A 23,136-nucleotide genomic window follows, 5' to 3' on the forward strand; every position below is an offset into this window, starting at 1 on the left:
ATGCAAGCATAAAAAAGAAGCTGATGCCCTGCACCTGCTACTCCACTTCTCCCACAGAACTCTAGCATATCCTTACCAATCAACTTAATCAGTTTTAGTTCAATGAACTTATTAAAAGACAACAATCTTTTGAAAAGACCTTAATGAATAATAAAAAGGAAACTTCCTGCCTGGTTTATAAAACCATTAAGGACAGTTCCCTTTCTTATTATCTTCAAACCTATTTCTATCTATTATGTTTTTTAAACACCTTATTCTTTATAAGCTATTCATCAGCTAATCTTATAAAATCGTATACCCCGATTTCCCCTTCTGCTTCAAAGGTTTAACCAGGATTCTAACCTTTTGATTATCCGGTAAATTTACTGATGGAATGACAAGTTCAACGTCATCTTTTGTTATCTTTAATTCAATGTTGCTTTGTTTCATCATTTTCACTTGATCTTCGGTTAACTCTATTTTTACAGCACCTTTTTCTGTAACCTCTACAATAAGTGTTCCGCCAGCTTCAACCTCTTTTAGTACATCATCTGAAATTGTATATGTGTTGCCTTTTTTCGCTGCTTTTTCGGAATTGTTATTGTCATTTGGATCAGTGCCTTCATCCGGATCGGATCCTTCGTCTGGATTATTACTTCCTGTTACCTCACTAATCCGACCTTCCGCTTCATAGGAAATAGGTCCGTCAAAGCTTCTAATAAAATCAATTGTAGCTTGTAAGTCTTCTGGGCCTTGAACCGGGTTTTCCCCTAATTCAAATAAACGATATTTATCACTGCTATGAGGGTACATATAGTTGTTTACTGTTACAGTGAATGTTTCATTTGGATCAATTTTCGTACCGTCTAAATGAAATAGATCGACTACTTGTCCAAAATCACCTAAAGATCGATTCCAAGTATACTTGAATCCACCAACACTCACATCAGGACCATATGAGCTGAATTGGGTATTCAAGATATCCTTAAGCTCAGCACCAGTTACCTCAACCTTTACTAACGTATTTCCGAATGGCTGAATGTTAAATAATTCGTTCCAGGTAATCGGACCTTGGTTTAAAGAATCACGAATTCCGCCGCCATTCATTAAGGCAAAGTCTGAATCCATTGCATAAAGCATCCCATCTGCAATTAAATTACCAAGCGCATTATCTCCAATTGTGCCAAAGGTTGCATAGCCACCCTTCATTTCTACAGCTGCCTCTCCAACAACTTCATTTAAGAGATCTGCTACTTTATTTTCATACTTTGCTAGAATCTCTGCGACAACTGGGTCTGGATCAATTTTGTTTTGATCAACATAAACAACCTCAGCTGTTTCTTTTACAATATCTCCTGTCGTACGGTCGATTTCTACATCAATATCCGCAAAAGCCTTTCCATACTCCCATGCTTGAACAATCAGTTTTTCATCAACATAGCCATTCACAATTTGGTGATTATCTCCCGCTAGGATAATATCAACCTCATCATCAACACCATTTGCTAGAGTTGCTGCTTCACCAGTAATAGAATCACCATTTTGTGTTGCTGTTAGGTGACCTAACACAACGATTGATTTAACGCCTTGTTCTTTCAACTCAGCTACTGCTTTATTGACACCAGCAGTGTAATCTGTGAAACGGATATTTTCAATCCCTTCAGGAATAACCTTTCCTGCTGTTGTTGGTGTGATAGCTCCAACAAATCCGACCTTTACTCCTTCTACTTCCTTAATAAAATAGGAATCTAGTACAGGCTCACCCGTATCTTTATATTCACAGTTTGCACATAAAAGCGGAAAGTTTTGGCCATCATAGTTCTCTGTGCCATTAGGATGATCTCCCCCGTCTAAGACGCGCTTTAACTCTGTAATACCTTCATCAAACTCATGGTTTCCAACAACTCCAACATCAAAGCCGATAGCTTCCATAATTTCAACAGTTGGTTCATCTTGGAATAATGCTGAAACTGGTGAACTTCCTCCAATAATGTCACCTGCGTGAACCATGAGGGTATTAGGATTTTCTTGTTCACGTTCTTTTAAATACGCTGACACATAATCCATACGGCCTAATGTACCTTCATTCAACTCATATGTTTGGTCGATTTTCCCATGCAAATCATTCATACTTAACAATTGCAGTAATAAATGATCAGATGGATTTTCTACAGAGCTATATCCGTTTTGTTCAGCTTCTTCAGCACTGCTAAAGAAAATACGAGCTTCAACTGGGACTTCGTTAAAGTTTTCTGGTGATACATAGGTTTTGGTTTCATAGTTTCCAACATATCGCAATAATCCTTTACCTTGTTCTCTTGCGCGAAATTCAAAAGGAAGCTCAGCAAGCGGATTTTCCGGATTCCAAATTCCTTTTTCTTGTTGGATGGCATCTTTCACAGCTGCTTGGTATTGTTCATATTCAACCAGGTCACCAACAGGCCAAATAAAATAAGTAGAAGCATAGCCCTCTTCAACCATTTTTAAATTTGTATTCACACCTGACTCTTTATGAATAATTTGCGCTAACAGGCGCCCATAGTCATCTGTCGCTTCTTCCCCTACTTTTACAATCACTTCATCACCTGGTTGTAAAAGCTCACTTAAGTATTGCTTTGCTTGTTCACCATGGTATTTTTGACTTTCGTCCTCTGCATTGTTTACGGCATGATATGTCTCAGGTGTATCAATATTGACATAACGAACTTTTGTTGTACCAAGTACTGGTGTTGATAAATGGATCGTATCACCATCCACAACACTTGCAACAGTTGATGTATATTCACCAGCTGATGTCGGTGCCTCTGGTTGTTCTGCTAACTGGGCAATATCTGATGCTTTACGCGGTATCAATTGATAGGAATCATATTGACTAGCAATTGCTGTAAAGCTATACCATTTTCCTTCTTCTATAGCACTAATTGCATTTGTATTTTCCATAACACGTAATGTTGTACTATTAAACTCTTGATCAATGATACTAACATTAAAACCGCCGCCAGCAGGGCTGCTTGGAACGCTTTGGACATAACCTTCTAGTTGTACTAGCTGTCCTTCTAAAGCCTCAGCTTTATCAGTATTATTTAAATCTGCTAAACTAGTTTGCTTTGGATTAGGCAGTTCATTTCCTTCAGTAACAATTTCAATTCCTTCAGCTGTTGGTACGATTTCAGTAAGACCTCGATATACTTCAATTTCACCTGTAATTTTTACTAACTGTCCTTCTTTTAGTTCTGGAAAACTTGATCCATCAAAAGCAAAGACATTAATACCTGCTGTTTCATCTTGAATGTATGTAGATAATCTTCCACCGCCGATTGCTGCATTATCAGCTGTTACAATTCCTTCTACAGTAACAGTTTGCCCAACCTTTGAACGAGCCTCAGCTATTGTTCCGGACTCAGGCTGCGGTTTTGCACCATCGTCACCTGTAGTTGGCTCAGAGAATGCTATAGAACTTACATATTCGATTGATTCCATTCCAGAATAGACATCTCTTTCACCTGTTACAGTAATCTTCTTGTTAAGTGCATCAGGATTATTAACCGGACTAAATTCAGCACGTTGATCCGTTTCTAACTTCACAATAATCCCATTTGAATCATCTAGACGATCAGCTACTTTAACCGCATATTGTCCATTAAAACCTGAAACAATATATCCCTCCATCGTTACGACCGTTCCATGCGGCTCTGCCAGGGCATCACTAACCGACAATACACTACTTGCTGCATTTGCAAGTGGAGCAAAGCTAGTTAATAGTGATGGAATAATAATTGAAATAATAAGAGCCATTGAAAACAGCTTTTTTAAGATCGCTTGCTTCATGATTCTCCTCCTTTAGACATTTTTAGAAAGCATACAAACTAACTTTATCGAAAATTTATTAACTGAACGTTAATTAAATGTAAACATTTGTTCTTTTTGCTCATACTGGCGTAAATTTACTCTAAACATGTCTAACAGCAGAAAATTTCATCGATAATTGTGAAAGGTTCTTCTACATTTCAGGAGCTCTTATTTTTTACTTTCTTACAAAACCATTAGCATTTGCTGACTTAATGGTATAGTATCCCTATTAAGTCAGCTTTTTTACGCCTTACTACTTACAAGGGGGAAATTTCATGGAAGAGCAAAAAACCATATCTATGACAATTTTAGAAACGAGTGACTTGCATGGTCACATCTTCCCTATTTCATATGGCACAAATGAATATGAACCTTCTGGTCTAGCCAAAATTGCAACATATATAAAACAAATTCAAGAAAACGAAGAAAATACAATTCTTATCGATAATGGAGACTGCATTCAAGGAACTCCGTTAACCTATCATTATGTACGTCAAATGCAGCATCTTCCTAATCCAATGATTCAAACATTCAATATGCTAAACTATGATGCCGCTATAATTGGTAACCACGAATTTAACTATGGACTACCTATTTTAAAAAGAGCGGTATCAGAAGCGAATTTTCCGTTTCTTTCTGCGAATATCCTTCACACAGAAACGAAAGAACCTTATTTCGGAACACCTTATCATATAAAAACACTGAATCATGGTTTCAAAGTTGCCATCTTAGGACTAACCACACACTATATTCCAAATTGGGAGAAACCCGAGCATATCAAAGGCTTGGAATTTGAAGAAAGTATCGAGAGTGCAAGAAAATGGATTTCTTATATTAAAGAACACGAGAGCCCTGATCTTTTCATCGTGTCATACCACGGAGGATTTGAGAAAGATATAGAAACAGGAAAACCAACCGAAGCCTTAACCGGGGAGAATCAGGCATATCAAATTTGTATGGAAATTGAAGGAATCGATATTTTACTAACCGGTCACCAACACCGTCTCATATCTGATCAGGTAAATGGTGTCACAATTATTCAACCTGGCAGTAACGGGAAATTTATAGGCCGTGTTGATTTACAATATACTTTTACATCAAATGATGGATGGACATGCTTATCTAAAAGGCCTTCACTTATTTCGATCGAATCCTATGAACCTGATGATCAAGTCATGCAAATGAACAAACCTTTTGAAGAGGCAACTCAGTATTGGCTAGACCAATCCATTGGGCAAATTCAGGGGGATATGCTGATACAAGATCCTTTTCAAGTACGCGTGCAAGAGCATCCCTTTATTGAATTTGTCAACCGTGTTCAAATGGACATCGCAAATGTGGACATTTCCAATACAGCTTTATTTCATAATCAAGCACTGGGATTTTCATCAACTGTCACCATGAGGGAAATTGTTTCAAATTATATTTACCCCAACACATTAACGGTCATTGAACTATCTGGCCAGGATATCAAAGAAGCCTTAGAGAAAACAGCTACCTACTTTATAGTAAATGATCATGGGCAAATTGATGTTAATCCGCAATTTATAGAACCAAAGCCTCAGCACTATAATTATGACATGTGGGAGGGCATTTCCTATACAATTGATGTATCAAAACCAATCGGCAGCAGGGTTGTCAGGCTCATGAAGGATGATTCACCATTACATATGGACCAATCCTATCACGTGGTAATGAACAACTATCGTGCTACAGGTGGAGGTAACTATCACATGTTTAAAGGGAAAAAAGTAATCAAAGAAATACAACTTGATATGACAGAAATACTAGCTAATTACTTTACCAAATACGGTACCGTAAAAGCTGAAGTCAACCATAATTGGAAAGTGATAAAGTGAAACTTCCGTCAGCGGGAGTTTCCTTCATCCCCTACCTACTCTCTTTGTAAACTCAGAGGCTCAAGGCTTGGGGCTTACTGCCCGTTAAGAAGTGGATAAATCATTAGAAAAACTAAGGCTTGTCGCAGGGAGCTAATGCTGATAGCCTTGGTTTTTCTTATACTATCCTCCATTCATTTTATGCTTTCTAATTGTATAAAGAGAGCCAGTAGACAAATGGTTTGTTTACTGGCTTTTTTACCTATGAAAACAAAATAACTTTCACTCCAATCATGATATAACTCCTATGGGTATATTTTACATAAGCTAAAATAACTAATTTTTTGACTAATCTAAAAAAAGATAAGTAGGCTAATTTATTCATTATTCTAGTAACCTACTCTATTTAAAAATAATTCTGCTATATTTAAAAATGGAGACTTCGAATCTCATAAAAAACTAAAGGATGGATGGATCGAATGAAATTGCAAAGCAAACGAAACAGTCTGAAAATTTTGTCTAGTACACTTGCAATTAGCCTGTTATCAGCACCTTTTGCGGCGAATGCTGTTCATGCAGCAAAGCCAACTACCTCAAAGGTTCAATCACAAGTTGAACTCCGAATTATGGAAACAACAGACATTCATACTAATCTCCTAAGCTTTGATTATTACAAGAATGATCAAGCCCCTAAAGTCGGATTAGCAAAAACAGCTACCCTAGTGCAGCAAGCTCGATCAGAAGTAGAGAACTCTGTATTAGTAGATAATGGTGATCTCATTCAAGGAACTCCATTAGGTACCTACAAAGCAAAGATTGACCCGCTTGAAGATGGGGAGATACATCCAGCCATCGAAGCAATGAACATTATGGACTATGACATGGCAACACTCGGAAATCATGAGTTTAACTATGGATTAGACTATTTAGATGAAGTCTATGATGATGCAAGCTTTCCAGTTATAAACGCAAACGTATATGTAGATGATCATGATGACGATCCTACAAATGATGTAAATAAATATACCCCATATAAGATCGTAAACAAAAAAGTGACAGATGCATCTGGAAAAACAAATGTCATGAAAATCGGTTATATCGGTTTTGTTCCACCACAAATTAACGAATGGGATAAAGCAAATTTAGATGGTAAGGTAATCACGAAAAATATTGTTGAAAGTGCTGAAAAATATGTTCCTCAAATGCAAGAGGAAGGGGCAGATATTATTATTGCATTAGCTCACTCAGGCTTCAGCAGTAATGAGGACAATACTGAGGATACTGTATATGCTTTAAGTAAAGTGCCTGGTATTGATGCGATTACTTTTTCTCACACTCACAAAACATTCCCAGCTAAGGATGCTGCTAGTTTAGACGCACTTTTCAAGGATGCTAATGGACAACCTCTGCCAGGAGTTGATAATGATAAGGGAACAATTAATGGGGTTGCAGCTGTTCAAGCAGGATATGGCGGTGGTTCTCTTGGAATTATCGACCTTACTCTTCAAAAAGTAAAAGGAAAATGGGACGTTGCCAGTTCTAATTCTTTTACAAGGTCAGCCGAAAAGGTTGAAGCCGATCAGGACATCGTAAATGCGGTAAAGGATGTACATGAAAAAACAGTAGAGTATGTAAATACACCTATTGGAACAACGACAGATGATATTTATAGCTACTTTGCGTTAGTTCAAGATGACCCATCTATCCAAGTTGTAACGAATGCCCAAAAATGGTACGTAGAAAATTATATTGAATTAAACAAACCAGAACTAAAGGACCTTCCAGTCTTATCAGTTGGAGCACCTTTTAAAGCAGGGCGAAACGGTGTGGAAGAGTATACTGAAATAAAGAAAGGTGATTTAACGATCCGCAGCGCCGGTGACCTGTACCTTTACGACAATACTTTAAAAGCAGTAAAAGTAAAAGGCTCTGTTGTAAAAGAGTGGATTGAAATGTCAGCAGGTAAATTTAATACAATTGATCCTAATAAAACTACTGAACAGGAGTTATTAGATCCATCATTCCCAGTTTATAACTTTGATGTAATTGATGGTGTTGAATACCAAATTGATGTAACAAAACCTGCTCGCTATGATAAAAATGGAACACTTATTAACCCTGATTCTAGTCGTGTTGTGAACTTAGAATATAACGGTGAACCAATCGATCCAGAGCAAGAATTTGTTGTTGTAACGAATAACTATCGTGCTGGTGGAGGCGGAAACTTCCCAGGCCTAAAAGGTAGTGAATTAGTTGTTGATTCAGCTGATGAGAATCGTCAAATTCTAATGGACTATATTTCCGAAATAAAAGAAGTGACACCAACTGCTGATAATAACTGGTCTATTGCCCCAATTTCAGGTGATGTGAACGTTACATTCAAAACCTCTCCAAAGGCAGAGCAGTATATCACAGAAGGAAGCCCATTCTCTTATACTGGAAAAACAGATGCTAACGGTTTTGGAACCTTTACCTTTGACCTTAATCGCGGGGTAAAAGTCCAGCTTTTAGGATTAAATGATTTACACGGACAGTTAGATACTGTTACAAATGTAAGTACTTCTAAAGCTGGACAAATTGAATACACAGCGGCTGCATTAAAACAAGAAGAAGCAACAAACCCAAACACACTACTTGTTCATGCTGGTGATATGATCGGCGGCAGTCCCCTCATTTCAGCTCTCTTTCAAGATGAGCCAACGGTTGAAGTGCTAGAAGAGATTGGATTTGATGCTGGAACTTTAGGAAACCATGAGTTTGATGAAGGTATTGATGAATTAAACAGAATGATGAATGGCGGAGATCATCCAAACGGTACTCCAGGCTATGACGGAATGAATTTCCCTCTTGTTGCGGCGAATGCTTATGACACAAGAGATGGAAATTTAATTACTGATCCTTATACAGTATTAGAAGCTGGCGGACAACAAATTGGTGTAATTGGTGTTGTTACACAAGAAACACCTTCTATCATTGTAAGAAAAGGTAACGAAACACTGCATATTACAGATGAAGCTGAAGCAATTAACAAATATACAAAAGAGCTGAAAGATCAAGGTATAGAAGCGATTGTTGTTTTAGCACATAATCCAGCTGCTCAATCCGGTTACACAGATTCATTTGATGCAAGCAGAATTGCAGAACAAATCAATGATGAAGTTGATGTGATTTTCGCAGCTCATAATCATGTAAAGGTTAATAGATTAGTAGACAATAAATTAATTGTACAAGCCTACTCATATGGATCTGCTTTTTCTGATGTCGAATTAGAAATTGATCCATTTACAGGTGATATTTTTAGTAAGACAGCTGAAATTAAAACTGTTTACCAAGACAAATACACTCCAGACCAAGAAGTAGCAGAAATTATGAAAAAGTACTCTGAAAAAGTAGAGCCAATCAAAGCTGAAGTTGTTGGAGAATTAACGTCAACTCTTGAAAAAGGCTACCCAACAATTACAAAAGAAAACAGCGACCTTCCTTTAGGTAATCTAATTGCAGATGGTATGAAAGCAGCCATGGACTCAGATTTTGCCTTAATGAATGGTGGCGGAGTACGTGCTCCACTTGAAGCTGGAGACGTTACTTTTGGTGATTTATTTGCCGTTCAACCTTTTGGAAATGTTCTAAATAAAGTAAACCTAAGTGGTGCAGATTTAGAAGTTATCCTAAATGAACAGATTACGTCAAGAGGCCTTGATTATCATATTTCAGGCTTTTCATACACGTACACATACGATGATTCAACAAAATCTGGAAAAGTCGTTGATATCTTCCTACCAGATGGAAGCAAAATTGATCCAGCGAAAGAATACTCTGTTGTAGTAAATAACTATATGTATGGAAACATTAGCACAAGTATTGGTAAGCTTTCTACTGACATGGAAGTAGGTCCGGTTGATCTTGATGCCACGGTTGAATACGTTAAAACTTTACCATCACCATTTAACTATCAGTCTGAAGGACGAATTAAACGAGTGAATTAAGAACAAAAGCGCAAGCGCCTTGAACAGCCTCGAGCAATAAGACGATTTAGAATAGAAGGTGTTCTTTACCTTCAATTCCTGTTTGACTTATGACCTCGAGGCAGCCAATAACGCGACGTCCTGTCGCATTGACTGCACTTGCATGTCCTGTGTTTCGCCGATGGCACCTGGAGCTAGACACTAAAACTAAGTACAAAATTTTATAGTTTCCTAATGAATAGTAAAGGCCTGTTTCAGTAGAGACAGGCCTTTACTTTATTACGCCCAAAATTGGGCTTGAATATCCTTTAGCGTTTTGACAGAGTTTGCAAACTTTTCTTTTTCATTGTCTGTTAATTCTAGTTCAACAACCTTTTTAATCCCAGCTCGATTAATAACAGATGGGATACCAACAAAGACATCCCGATGGCCGTTTTCTCCTTCTAGCAAAGCGCCAACAGGTAAAACAGCATTCTCATTTCTTAATATCGCCCTCGTTATTCTCGCTAGCCCCATTGCAATCCCATAGTAGGTTGCACCTTTAGATTCAATGATTTTATAGGCTGCATCCCGAACCTGAACAGCAATTTCTTCTTTTCTTTCCTCAGTTAATTTTGGAGCAATTGGTGTACCAGAGATATTTGCTGAACTCCATACCGGTAATTGTGAATCTCCATGCTCTCCGATAATATATCCGTGTACACTGGTTGGAGCTGTATCAAATTCTTCACCTAATATATAGCGAAATCTTGCAGAATCGAGAATAGTTCCAGAGCCGATTATCCTTTCTTTCGGAAGACCAGAAAATTTCCATGTAGCATATGCAAGAATATCAACTGGATTGGTCGCAACCAAGAAGATACCGTTAAATCCAGATGCCATAATTTGATGAACAATTGATTCAAAAATTTTTACATTTTTACTTACTAAATCTAATCTTGTTTCACCTGGCTTTTGCGCAGCACCTGCACAAATCACGACAAGTGCAGCATCTTTACATTCCTCATAAGAGCCAAACTTAATATTCATTGCATTAGGTGCATAGACAATCCCATGATCTAAGTCCATCACATCACCTTTTGCTTTATTTTCATTTAGATCAACGAGTACAATCTCATCACTAATTCCCTGATTCATTAATGCATAGGCATAACTTGATCCAACTGCTCCAGTTCCAACTAAAACGACCTTATTTCCAAGTGTCATACTCATCTTGTATGCCTCCTATTTATTAACTTGTGAAGTCTTTCACAAGTGATTTCCCATTTGGATTATTTTATTTATGAACTCATTTTATCATCCATATTTTATTATGAATGTGATATTCATCACAAAACTGTGGTTCTTCTATATCTGGATTTTTTCAATTTTACACTACTTGGATTTGACTGAAATTTCCATATATTATGAAACCATTATGATGTATCTTTCGTATATGTACTAGAGGTGAAGATCATGTATATAAAAATAAACGAACCAACTAGAAGGATTTCTCATGATGCCGTCAAGGTGTGGAGGCTGTCTAATACGATCGGCCATTTCATCACACTTATTATCATCGCAATTTTGTTATTTTGCGCAAAAACATTTGATTGGTATGGATGGGTTGATCCTATACTTTACATTTTAGGTGGTTTTATTATTTTATCTGCTATTTACTCCATTTTTATCCATTCTATTTATCTACAACACACCTGGCGTTATGAAATTGATCAAGAGTTTATTCAGCTAAAGCACGGAAAGTGGACTCAACAACACACATTGATACCTATGGAAAAAGTGGAATATGTCCGTACAGAACAAGGCCCAATTATGCGTCAATATAAGCTATACAACATTGAAATTGGTACAACAACTTCAAATCATGTTATCCCAGCAATTCCAGCTGAAGAAGCACAGCAATTAAAGGCACAAATTGCTACATTTGCAAAAATAAAAGAAAAAGAGACCATTGAAGGAGTAAAAGAACATGCAGCATCCATCTAAACGTTATCATCCCGCGATGATAGCGGTTGAACTTCTATCTTTTATAAAAGGATCAACAGGATTCTTTCTTATTTTATTTATTTTGAACGCTACTTCTACGTCTACGTGGGTGATATGGGGTCGGTACTTATTCATTATCGTTTGTTGTTTTGCACTGATTGGGACAATCTTAAAGTGGAGGTACTGCCAATACGAGGTCACTCAGTATGCAATCATTGAGCGCAAAGGAGTATTTGTAAAATCCCAACGAACAGTACCTTTTAGCAATATACATAATCAAAAGTCAAATACAACGTTTATACATCGCTGGTTCGGACTCACATCCTTAACCCTTGAAACTGGCACGAGCGGAGATCACGCAACCTTTACGTTTCCAGTTATAACAGATAAGGAAAAGGAAGATATTCTCCTTCATCTAGAGCAAACGCAAAATAGAAAAGGCAATGATTCAGAAACAATTGTCGAAAGAACCATTCATTTTCAATCAAATAAGAAGGACTTAATAAAGGCTTCTTTTACATCTCTTAGTTTCTTGGCATTCTTTCCTTTATTAATTGCTATTTATTTCAATTTAGCAGAGCTTTTTCACATTGAAGATACAGCAAAAAACACGATCGATTACTTACTCAATCATTTAGGTATGCTTATTATTCTTCTATTTTTTGCTATGATTCTATCCGTCCTATTTGGGTTATTCAAAACCTTTACAAAGTATGGAAACTTTGTGATTAGCGATGATAAAGATAGAATCTATATAGAAAAAGGGATCGGCAACTTTGTTAGCTACTCAATACTTAAACACCGAGTTCAGGCTGTTATTGTTAAACAATCCATCTTAAAGCGGTTACTTGGTTTAGTTGAAGTAAAGCTTATTAGTGCAGGAGGATTTGAAGATGAAAAAGAACAGGAAACAAGTTCTTTATATCCTTTTATGCCAAAACAACAGGCTTACCAGATCCTGCAAACGATGTTACCTCAATATGTTATCAAAGAACATATGGAAAGATTTCCAACGAAAGTTCTATGGCTCAAGCTTATTCGTCCCTACTATTTAACGATTCTAGCGACGGTTGGATTGTTAATTTTTAAAAGGGAATGGCTATGGGCAGCTGCAGTTGTGTTCGTCCTATCTGTTGTATCACGATTACTTGATTATTGGTTCACTAGCTATATTCATCATGGGGACACCGTCCAAATTAGAAATGGTGGCATTGTTAATAAAACATTCGTTACACATCGTGACCGAATTCAACAAATTACTGTTGAACACTCCTGGTTACAACGAAAATTTAATGTTGCGACTCTTGTTTTTTTCAATCGAGCAAAACCATTGCATGAAAGCAGGCTATATGGACTTTCCAAAGAAGAAGCAGGCACCTTTTTCAATTGGTACCATGGTCAATCAGGATGAATAGTAGATTCAAGTCTATAAGAAAACCCAAAAGATCCTATCATCCTTTGGGTTTCTTCCTATCATTTATTTCACAAGTTTCATAGTGGATGCAATGTTTCTTGCTGTCCTTTCCATGTAAGCTGCAGCATGTTCAAATGCATCCGGAAGTGTTGTTACACCTGGTACAATGCTGAAAAGAGCGTCAATTCCGTGCTCATATACTACATCACTATCATTAGATAAAGAACCTGCTATTCCAATTACAGGCACACTATATTTTTTCGCTGCTTTTGCGACACCAATTGGCGTTTTACCGTAAATCGTTTGACTATCAATTCTTCCTTCGCCAGTAATAACAAGGTCTGCGCCCTTAACCGCATCGTCGAAATTCACGGCATCAAGAACAATCTGAATACCTCTTTTTAGCTCAGCATTTAAAAAAGCTACAAGGCTTGCTCCAAGACCACCTGCCGCACCTGCCCCCTCTATATGTTGAATAGATTTTCCAAGTGATGCTTCGACAACATCAGCAAAGTGAGTGAGATTCTGATCAAGCACTTGAATCATCTCAGGCGTAGCACCTTTTTGAGGGCCAAATATAGCTGACGCCCCCCTTGGTCCTGTTAATGGATTATCAACATCACAAGCAACTTCAATCTTTGCTCTCTTTAACCTTTGGTCAAGCTCGGTCAAATCAAGTGAAACGATATCTGATAGTGCACCACCGCCTGCTCCAATATCATTCCCGTTTTCATCTAGTAATCTTCCACCTAACGCTTGGATCATTCCTGCTCCTCCATCGTTCGTGGCACTTCCTCCAATTCCAATGATAATATGCTCTACACCTAAATCAAGTGCAGATAAGATTAACTCTCCTGTTCCTCTTGTGGTTGCTACTAATGGATTTCTTTGCTCAATTGGTACTAAATGTAAGCCGGAAGCAGCAGCCATTTCGATAACAGCTGTTTTTCCATCTCCCATCAATCCGAAGAAAGCTTTAACCGGATTTCCAAGCGGACCTGTAACAACCCTCTCTTCAATTGACCCGTCTGTAGCATCTACCAATGACTGAACAGTTCCTTCACCACCATCAGCCATTGGCATGATATGATAAGCAGCATCTGGAAAAACGGCTTTAAAGCCTCGTTCAATTGCAAGAGCTGCCTCCATTGCAGATAAGCTTTCTTTAAAAGAATCAGGGGCAATAACTATTTTCATATTTTTCTATCTCCTCTCTATTAAAATTAATGATATCTAGCCAAAAAGTTTAAACACTCCAAATACGAGAGTGGAAATAACGGCAAGTGTTAAACCTACTAAAAATTCATATGGCATTAGTTTCAAACGCTCTTTAATTTCCATATTGACACTTCCAGCTGTTGCATGGAAGAAGCTGCCATGTGGTAAATGATCAAGTACTGTTGCCCCTGCATGAATCATTGCAGCTCCTGCTAATGCCGAGATACCTAAACTTAAGATTGTGCCACTGAAAACACTACTTGCAACCGCTGTACCAGCTGTAGTTGAAGCTGTTGCTGCTGACATAAAAATTCCTGATACAGGTGCCAATAAATATGCTGGCAGTCCTGATGAGCTTAGCCCATTGATAATGACATCCTTCAATTCAGAGTTTGCAATAATTCCGGCCAATGTCCCTGTACCTAATAGCATGATCGCAACTCCAGACATTTTACTTAAACCCGAAACGGCATAATCATTAATCTTCCTTGTCTTTTGCATTGCAATCGCGCCAATAATTCCTCCCACAGGCAGTGCAACCATTGGATCAATATTTATATCAAATAATGGTCGTAACGCTAGTAAAACAATTGCGACAAGTGGCGCAATCATAGCTGTGATAAATAAAGGAGTTTTTGTGTTATCTGAGACTTCAACATCTTGACTCATAACAGCTGAACCTTTTTTTGCTACCTTTTTTGCTAAAAAATACGTTACTGTAATTCCAAAAATAGCTGGGATAACCCCTGCCATCATAATAGATGTAAGTGGTACGCCAAATGCATCAGATGCTGCAATCGCATTTGGATTTGGTGACATGATATTCCCGGCTTTTCCTCCGCCAATCATTGCTAGTAAAATAGCTGTCTTCGAAAACTGTGCACGTTTAGCAATAGCTAACGCAATTGGTGCAACAGTAATAACGGCTACATCGACGAAAACTCCAACAGCTGTCAAAATCATCGTAGCAACAGATAATGCTAGCAGTGCCCGTGCTTCACCAAACTTTTTAACGATCGTTTCGGCAATAGATGAAGCCGCTCCTGATTCAATTAAAACACCGGCTAGGATACCTGCAGCCATTATTCTCAAAACGGCTGGGATAATCCCTTTTGCACCCTCCATCATTAAGTTCACTGTATTTGTAATATCAACTCCACCAATCAGCCCCCCAATTAAGGCTCCGGCAACCATTCCATACGCTGGTGGCACTTTTTTTAAGATTAAAAATATCGCAATAACTAAAGCGCTAATAGCCCCTAAAGCGCTTACTGAAACATCCATGCTGATTCCTCCCCAATGCTGTTTTTACTATAAGTTAATTGTAAGCGTTTGCTATACCCGTTGCATTGTGAAAGGAAACAAAATTCGACGGGTAAAACTTCACCGGGCTTTGTGCAAATGCACAATTAAGTAATATCGTGCATTAATTTTGCAAGATATAATTCCACTAAGTCCCTTATATTCCTTGGATCCCTTCCTGTTAGTTCAAATATTTTTTCAAGACGATATCTTAAGGTGTTTCGATGAATAAACAATTTTTCTGAAACTTTATTTAACTCTCCATTTTCTTTTATATATGCCTCCAGAGTTTGCACTAGCTCTCCCTTTTTACCTTCTTCAAGCAACTTATAATAAAATGCGAAACTTTCTCTGTCCTGCTCATCCTGTGCTAACTTGGATAATAAGATGTCCAACTGATACTCTTCATAATTGTAGATTCTTTTTTCAGGGTGAAGTTTACTTCCCACAAAAATCGCTTTTTGCGCTTGAAGGAATGAAGATGTTAATCCTTTTATCCTTTCGGTTCTACTGCCAATTCCAATAAGAGCTTTATTTCCTGATGCCTTTTCCAACCTCTTCACCAAAAGTAACAATTCGCTATTTTCACGGATTGTAACTGCGGCCTTAAGAATCACAATTTCATTATTCAATGTAATACCCATTAGATCATTCTTTTCTAGCTCATAATGTACAGCACGAAGTAATTCTTGATTACTGAATTCTGCATCATCTGACTGTTTCAATACGATCGCTATTCTTGACTGATCTACCTCTATGCCCAGAAATTGAGCACGCTCTTTTATCCATTCCTCATTGAAGTCCTTCTCAGAAATAAGTCGATTGACAATTTCACTTTGCAGCCTCTGCTTCCACTGTACTCGTTCTAGTAATAGTGACTGCTCTAAAACTAATTCTGCTGCCATTTTTACAAGCTGAGCATAGTTACGAATGCTCTCCGGTTCTCCAGTGATCCCTATTACACCTACAATTTGATTATTAAATTGGATAGGCAAGTTTATTCCAGGTTTAGTCCCTTTCATTTCTGCAGCAGCTAATTTATCAATTTCATAGCTTTCTCCCTGATTCAGAACAAGAAGAGCACCGTCGTGGAGCTGATTAATTCTCTCTTTATCTCCAGATCCTATAATTATTCCTTTATTATTCATCACATTTATATTGTGATTTAATATTTTCATCGTTCGTTCAACAATTTCCTGTGCAAGTTCATATGTTAAAAATTGCATACAACTTTCCTGCCCTTCAACATTAATAATTCTATTATAATTGAAAATCACCATTTCATTTCTTATAAAAGGTTTGTGGTGCTAGATAAAAATGTTCCACGTGAAACGAAATCGTTGATTATCTTATGAAGAGCTTTTTTCTTATCCTTTTGCACCCTTCCTCCCACTTTGAACCCCTTGACTTCCACTCCAATAAACTTCTCCAACAAATAAACAATAAAAAAGAAGCAACCATACCCATAGATAAGATTGCTTCTTCTCAAGCCCCCTCTATCATCTCCTGCTTTTCTTTCTTAATGTGATCCAACTCGTTCTTCTTTGCCTCAAATTGATCAGTTAAATTTGATAGAATTTCACTTACTTTTGAGTACTGATTTTTAGTTTGTTCTAATGATTCACTAATCTTACTTTGAACCATCATATCTACAAAGAAACCATCCAAGAAAAAATCAGCAAACTTTAACATCCCTGAGATATCGACTTCGAGATGTGCTTCTTCTTGAACATCTAATAATTCCTTTTGAAAATAGCGCATACTTGTCTGAGCTCTATGGATGTGAGCTTCAGCTTCATCAATATGCCGGTGCTTTACAAAGCTGGAAATTGTTCCGCCGCCGAACATATCAAATGTTCCCCAATCATTTGCTTTTTTTAGTGAATTTTCAGCTTCCAAGAGGTCTCTTTTGACACGCACTCCAGCAACAATTGCTTCTTCCATCTCTTGAATATATGCTTTAAGATTCCCCTCTTTCTCACTCAAGTCAAAAATTTTATCTGCATGTCGTGAGCGACTTTTTTTCATCATGTTCTCTTTTTCAAAAAGAAGTTGGTAATACCTAGATTCAGCATTGTTGAGCGTATGCAGCTTATGATTTAGTTCAAGTATGGCTGATTCTATTTCCGATTTCGTTTTTTGTGTTTCCTCCAGTCTATGCCCGGCAGCAATGAGTTCCTGCTTTTCCTTTGACAGTTTTTCATCCTTCGTTCCGGATAATAGAGCGACTACGTTTTTTAAACTCATTTTTTTAAGTTGGTTCACATCTTTTTCTTCAGACTTATAAAGAATCTGCAGCTCAGTCAGTCTTTCCTGAATTATTTCTAGTTCTTTGTGGAAATCCTTTAATTGCGCTTCATACTTTTGCTTTTTACGTATTTCCCCTTTTATCTCAACTAACTTTGCATTTATTTCTAAAAACATTACGATTCCTCCGTTTCCTATTTACCTTTTCTACGGAATAGTCGAAAAAAGGTTTCAGATACCCACAAAGAGGAACTGGAAAACTTTTTGTTTAAGATTGTCAATTCCGGGAATTCTAGTTATGGTGAAAACCCTTATTGTCGGTAAATTTGTGTAATTACTAGTTCCATGGATTTCACTGTATATTCTCATTTAGATATGAAAAAGTTATAAACCCAACTATTAAAAATTTGCCTAACTATTCCCCTTTTCTTCAAGTAAAGTTTATATTTAAAGGGCTTACATTATTTTTTATTTAAAAGATCTAATCGTTTCACTTGACTAAAAGGAAATTCTATTTGATAATTTATATAAAATTAGAACGATTATAGATAATGTCTGTAATTGTTCAAATCACATTCTAGGAGGAAGATGAAACATGTCTCTAATTGGTACTGAAGTAAAACCTTTCGCAGCAAAAGCATTCAAAGATGGTGAATTCATCGATGTAACAAACGAAGATTTAAAAGGTCAATGGAGCGTATTCTGCTTCTATCCAGCAGATTTCACTTTCGTATGCCCAACTGAGCTTGAAGATTTACAAAACGAATATGAAAACTTAAAAGCACTTGGTGTTGAAGTATATTCTGTTTCTACAGATACTCATTTCACACATAAAGGTTGGCACGACAGCTCAGAAAAAATCGGTAAAATCAAATATGCAATGATCGGTGATCCATCTCAAGTGATCTCTCGTAACTTTGAAGTGTTAAACGAAGAAGAAGGTCTTGCTGATCGTGGAACTTTCATCATTGATCCAGATGGTGTTATCCAAACTGTAGAAATCAATGCAGGTGGTATTGGCCGTGATGCAAGCATTCTAGTTAACAAAATTAAAGCAGCTCAATATGTTCGCAACAATCCGGGTGAAGTTTGCCCAGCGAAATGGGAAGAAGGCGCTGAAACACTTAAGCCAAGCCTTGACCTTGTTGGAAAGCTGTAAGGAGAATCATAAATGGTACTTGATGCAGATATTAAAGCACAGTTAGAACAATACCTTCAGCTATTAGAAGGCGATATTGTTCTAAAGGTTAGTGCTGGTAGTGATAAACTCTCAACTGATATGCTGGAGCTTGTAAATGAGCTAGCTTCCATGTCATCGAAAATTACAGTTGAGAAAGCAGATTTACCAAGAACACCAAGCTTTAGCGTAAATCGTGTTGGCGAAGATACTGGTGTTACCTTTGCTGGAATTCCGCTAGGTCACGAATTTACTTCATTGGTCTTAGCTCTTTTACAAGTTAGTGGAAGACCACCAAAGGTTGATCAAAGTGTGATTGATCAAATTAAAGGCATTAGCGGTGAACATCACTTTGAAACATATGTAAGCCTAAGCTGTCACAACTGCCCTGACGTTGTACAAGCTCTTAATATAATGAGTGTTTTAAACCCTAATATCACACACACAATGATCGACGGGGCTGCTTTTAAAGAAGAAGTAGAAAACAAGAACGTGATGTCTGTACCAGCTGTGTACTTAAATGCTGAATTCTTAAGCGGTGGCCGTATGACACTTGAAGAAATTCTTGCTAAAATCGGTACTGCTCCTGATGCATCAGAGTTTGAGAACAAAGAGCCTTACGATGTTCTAGTCGTAGGTGGAGGTCCTGCTGGTGCGAGTGCAGCGATTTATGCAGCACGCAAAGGGATTCGTACTGGTATCGTTGCTGAGCGCTTTGGCGGTCAGGTTCTAGACACTATGAGCATTGAGAACTTCATTAGTGTAAAAAGCACTGAAGGGCCAAAGCTTGTCGCAAGCCTTGAGGAGCATGTAAAGGAATACGGCATTGATGTCATGAATTTACAACGTGCTAAAGGGATCGAAAAGAGAGACCTTTTTGAACTTGAGCTTGAAAATGGCGCTGTTCTAAAAAGTAAAAGTGTGATTGTTTCTACAGGTGCTCGTTGGCGTAATGTTGGCGTTCCTGGAGAACAAGAGTTCAAAAACAAAGGTGTTGCTTACTGCCCTCACTGTGATGGTCCTTTATTTGAAGGCAGAGATGTGGCCGTTATTGGTGGAGGAAACTCTGGTATCGAAGCAGCAATTGACCTTGCAGGCATCGTAAAGCATGTTACTGTTCTTGAATTCAATCCAGAACTAAAGGCTGACGATGTCCTCCAAAAACGCTTATACAGCCTTCCTAACGTAACTGTTCTAAAGAATGTTCAAACAAAAGAAATTACAGGAACAGACAGTGTTAACGGCATTACGTATATTGACCGTGAAACAGGTGAAGAACATCATGTTGAGTTACAAGGTGTATTTGTACAAATCGGCCTTGTTCCAAACACTGACTGGTTAGAAGGAATCGTTGAACGTAACGGTATGGGTGAAATTATTGTCGATAAGCATGGTGCAACAACTGTACCTGGTTTATTCGCTGCCGGTGATTGTACTGACAGTGCGTATAATCAAATCATCATTTCTATGGGATCTGGAGCTACTGCAGCTTTAGGTGCGTTTGACTATCTTATCAGAAACTAATCTATATAAGTGAAAGCCGCTCTTGCATCATTGTGTAAGGCGGCTTTCTTTATATATTCTATCTATTTAACAGAAGTTTTACTTTACTGTTCTTTGTTTCTAATACCATCCATTACAAAACGAACAGCATCTTCAATTTCTTCATCAGTAATAGAATAATCATTTAATAATACTAATCGGGAAGCTAAAAATCCCGCAATAAATGTTAACACCATTTTTACAATACGGTCTGTAGGTATATCTGCAAATTCACCACGTTCTTTAAATATTTCCAAAGCCTTGTTAACACGGGTAATAAAGTTCTCTGATAAAAGGGGCAATAAATTACTTTTTAGTTCTTCATTATATAAAATTTCCTTTATAACAACCTTAGCAATCTCCTTATTTTCTAAAAAGAAATTGATTCTGTTTTTTAGAAAGGCTTTAAGAAATTCCTCAAATGTATGAACATTTGAAGACATAATTTCGTTAAACACTTCCTCTGCCATTAAAGGAAAAGATTCTTTAAAAAAAGGAAGAATAACAGAAAGCAATAAATTATCTTTCGTTCCATAATGTCTAAAAATTGTTCCTTCTGCGACCCCAGCAGCTTTGGCGATTTCACTAGTAGATGTATTGGCATAACCTTTTTCAGCAAAAATAGTGATGGCTGCTTCGACAATTTTCTGTTGTTTTTCCGTTTGCTTCTTCGATAATTTTGCTTGAGCAATTAATGCATCCAACAACTTACTTTCAGACACTTACCACACGCCCCTTCATTACCCACTATTATAGCTTACGGTACTTTTTCAGAGCAAATAAATTCAATATGATAAAGAGTATGGCAAAAGCAGCTAAGGCGTAGAGGTCTCCACGTATATCTGCAAATCCCAAGCCTTTGTACATAACACCCTTCAAAGCATCTGCTGCATAATACAATGGCATGATCTTTGCGATGGCTTGCAGCCAATTGGCCATCCCTTCCAATGGTAAAATTCCTGAAAAGAAAATCTGTGGTATTACGGCTACAGGAATAAACTGAACCATTTGAAATTCCGACGATGCGAACGATGATAGAAGAATCCCTAAGGATAAAGCAACTAAAGCAAGGAGTAAATTAATCAGAATGACATTCCAAATTGAGCCGACAAGAACCATGTCTAATACATTGATAGAATAAAGAACAATCACAACCGTTTGAAGAATAGCGAATACTCCAAAGCCGATTAAGTAAGCTGTTATGATTTCCCCTCTCCTAATCGGTGTTGCCATTAATCTTTCTAAAGTACCTGTTGTTCGTTCTTTTAATAAACCGATACCAGAGATTAAAAATACAAAAAAGAAGACAAAAAAGCCAATTAGAATTGGACTAAGAACATCAAAAAATTCTGTGTCGCTATCTCCATATACATATTCAATTCCTAACGGATCCCTTGAAGGCATCTCTAGGTTCATATCACTTTTCATGATTAATTGTGATTGTAACTGTTTATTCGATATCTGTTTTATTTTCATTTGCAAGCCTTGTGCTAAATTAGGGTCACTGTTTAACAATGTCAATTTCCATTCATCATCTTCTACCTTTAAATACCCATCTAAATCTTGTTCTGCGATTACTTCTTCTATATTAGAAGTTTCTTTGAATTCCTCTATTAAAATATTTGCCTCTTTAAACTGTTCAATTAATTGGTCACTAGCATTCTCTACACCTAATGTCGGGTCTATATTTTCTCCATTAAATACTAAGTACATAAGAGTTAAGATTAATAAAGGGGCTATGAATAAAAGCGCCAGGGTTCGTTTATCTCTAAGCATTTGCTGAAATATTCGTCTAACTAATGCAGGTATTCTCATCATTTTTTCCTCCCTGCGCTTAAGAATACTTCATCAAAATTGCTTGCCTTATATTGCTCTTTTAGCTCCTGTGGTGTCCCACTCGTGATGATCGCCCCATCCCTAACCATTGCAATGTAATCACATTTTTCAGCTTCATCCATCACATGCGTAGTGACAATAATCGTTTTTCCTTCTTGCTCCTTTAATCGGATAAGCTCCTTCCAAATACTAAACCTCAGCTCTGGATCAATCCCTACTGTTGGTTCGTCTAAGATGAGAATTTGAGGATTTTGAATTAATGCGATAGCTAGAGATAATCGCCGTTTCATTCCACCTGAATATGCCAAAACCTTTTTTGATAGATGTTCTGTAAGGTTAACTAAATTAGCAGTGTACGCAATTCGCTCCTTTATCTCAGCTTTCTTTAACTTATAAAGAGAAGCAAAAAATGTGAGATTTTCTTTACCTGTTAATTCTGCATAGAGTGCATCTGATTGAGCCATATACCCAATTTCTTGCAGCAGCCTTAAATTAGGTACTTCCTCATTGAGAACATGAACGGCCCCGCGATCTGGTTTATCCATCCCTACAATCATTTTTACTAAAGTTGTTTTTCCTGCACCTGAAGGACCAATAAAACCATAGATGGATCCTTCTTTAATACTTAAATCAATGTCATTTAGTACAACCTTATTTCCATAACGTTTACTTATCTTCTGAATTGAGATAGTTTCCTTCATGTTAACCTCCCATAACCAAAATAAGTGAGTAATTACTCACTTATTTTATAACACCCCCCAATATGTCCTGTCAATAAGAAAA

At 37.4% G+C, this 23,136-nt stretch carries 15 protein-coding genes; 6 read left to right on the plus strand and 9 right to left on the minus strand.

What is annotated here, in order from left to right; genetic code table 11:
- Positions 1-282: 282 nt before the first annotated feature.
- A complete protein-coding gene (locus tag AC4GZ8_RS14420) occupies positions 283-3,807 on the minus strand; it encodes a 5'-nucleotidase C-terminal domain-containing protein (RefSeq protein ID WP_491082590.1) in 3,525 nt (1,174 codons plus the stop codon).
- 296 nt (positions 3,808-4,103) lie between these two features.
- On the opposite strand from AC4GZ8_RS14420, the gene AC4GZ8_RS14425 reads away from it, so the two are divergent.
- Together AC4GZ8_RS14425 and AC4GZ8_RS14430 are read left to right on the plus strand one after the other, a co-directional pair.
- Positions 4,104-5,687 (plus strand): bifunctional metallophosphatase/5'-nucleotidase, encoded by a 1,584-nt coding sequence (locus AC4GZ8_RS14425; protein WP_491082591.1) that lies wholly within the window; start codon positions 4,104-4,106, stop codon positions 5,685-5,687.
- A gap of 458 nt (positions 5,688-6,145) precedes the next feature.
- Positions 6,146-9,652, plus strand: a complete 3,507-nt coding sequence (locus tag AC4GZ8_RS14430) for a bifunctional 2',3'-cyclic-nucleotide 2'-phosphodiesterase/3'-nucleotidase (protein WP_491082592.1) — start codon at positions 6,146-6,148, stop codon at positions 9,650-9,652.
- 258 nt (positions 9,653-9,910) lie between these two features.
- On the opposite strand, the gene AC4GZ8_RS14435 is transcribed toward AC4GZ8_RS14430, so the two are convergent.
- Entirely contained in the window at positions 9,911-10,843 is a 933-nt protein-coding gene (locus AC4GZ8_RS14435; RefSeq protein WP_491082594.1) for an L-lactate dehydrogenase, read from the minus strand.
- Positions 10,844-11,086: 243 nt separating this feature from the next.
- Here AC4GZ8_RS14435 and AC4GZ8_RS14440 point away from each other — a divergent pair, with 243 nt between their 5' ends.
- Together AC4GZ8_RS14440 and AC4GZ8_RS14445 are read left to right on the plus strand one after the other, a co-directional pair.
- Entirely contained in the window at positions 11,087-11,617 is a 531-nt protein-coding gene (locus AC4GZ8_RS14440; RefSeq protein WP_491082595.1) for a PH domain-containing protein, read from the plus strand.
- A complete protein-coding gene (locus AC4GZ8_RS14445; protein WP_491082596.1) occupies positions 11,601-13,028 on the plus strand; it encodes a PH domain-containing protein in 1,428 nt (475 codons plus the stop codon). The genes AC4GZ8_RS14440 and AC4GZ8_RS14445 overlap by 17 nt, the downstream gene beginning before the upstream one ends.
- Before the next feature lie 66 nt (positions 13,029-13,094).
- Here the strand turns inward: AC4GZ8_RS14445 and AC4GZ8_RS14450 are convergent, their stop codons facing one another.
- The 4 genes from AC4GZ8_RS14450 to AC4GZ8_RS14465 all read right to left on the minus strand — a co-directional run bounded on the left by AC4GZ8_RS14450 (position 13,095) and on the right by AC4GZ8_RS14465 (position 17,975).
- Positions 13,095-14,228, minus strand: a complete 1,134-nt coding sequence (locus tag AC4GZ8_RS14450) for a glycerate kinase (protein ID WP_491082597.1) — start codon at positions 14,226-14,228, stop codon at positions 13,095-13,097.
- A 36-nt stretch (positions 14,229-14,264) separates the two neighbouring features.
- A complete protein-coding gene (locus AC4GZ8_RS14455; RefSeq protein ID WP_491082598.1) occupies positions 14,265-15,533 on the minus strand; it encodes a GntP family permease in 1,269 nt (422 codons plus the stop codon).
- Between the two features lie 125 nt (positions 15,534-15,658).
- A complete protein-coding gene (locus tag AC4GZ8_RS14460) occupies positions 15,659-16,777 on the minus strand; it encodes a sugar diacid recognition domain-containing protein (RefSeq protein ID WP_491082600.1) in 1,119 nt (372 codons plus the stop codon).
- A 259-nt stretch (positions 16,778-17,036) separates the two neighbouring features.
- The gene (locus AC4GZ8_RS14465; protein WP_491082601.1) at positions 17,037-17,975 is read right to left on the minus strand and encodes a hypothetical protein; all 939 of its coding nucleotides are present in this window, start codon (positions 17,973-17,975) and stop codon (positions 17,037-17,039) included.
- 418 nt (positions 17,976-18,393) lie between these two features.
- Here AC4GZ8_RS14465 and ahpC point away from each other — a divergent pair, with 418 nt between their 5' ends.
- Both ahpC and ahpF read left to right on the plus strand, forming a co-directional pair.
- The gene (gene ahpC, locus AC4GZ8_RS14470) at positions 18,394-18,957 is read left to right on the plus strand and encodes an alkyl hydroperoxide reductase subunit C (protein WP_491082602.1); all 564 of its coding nucleotides are present in this window, start codon (positions 18,394-18,396) and stop codon (positions 18,955-18,957) included.
- Between the two features lie 12 nt (positions 18,958-18,969).
- A complete protein-coding gene (ahpF, locus tag AC4GZ8_RS14475; protein WP_491082603.1) occupies positions 18,970-20,499 on the plus strand; it encodes an alkyl hydroperoxide reductase subunit F in 1,530 nt (509 codons plus the stop codon).
- Positions 20,500-20,582: 83 nt separating this feature from the next.
- On the opposite strand, the gene AC4GZ8_RS14480 is transcribed toward ahpF, so the two are convergent.
- The 3 genes from AC4GZ8_RS14480 to AC4GZ8_RS14490 are packed head-to-tail and all read right to left on the minus strand — an operon-like array spanning position 20,583 to position 23,054.
- A complete protein-coding gene (locus AC4GZ8_RS14480; protein WP_491082604.1) occupies positions 20,583-21,221 on the minus strand; it encodes a TetR/AcrR family transcriptional regulator in 639 nt (212 codons plus the stop codon).
- Between the two features lie 46 nt (positions 21,222-21,267).
- The gene (locus AC4GZ8_RS14485) at positions 21,268-22,332 is read right to left on the minus strand and encodes an ABC transporter permease (RefSeq protein ID WP_491082605.1); all 1,065 of its coding nucleotides are present in this window, start codon (positions 22,330-22,332) and stop codon (positions 21,268-21,270) included.
- A complete protein-coding gene (locus AC4GZ8_RS14490; RefSeq protein WP_491082606.1) occupies positions 22,332-23,054 on the minus strand; it encodes an ABC transporter ATP-binding protein in 723 nt (240 codons plus the stop codon). The genes AC4GZ8_RS14485 and AC4GZ8_RS14490 overlap by 1 nt, the downstream gene beginning before the upstream one ends.
- Positions 23,055-23,136: the final 82 nt, after the last annotated feature.

It is taken from the genome of Metabacillus sp. RB-C-LZQ-3-1, assembly GCF_058315175.1.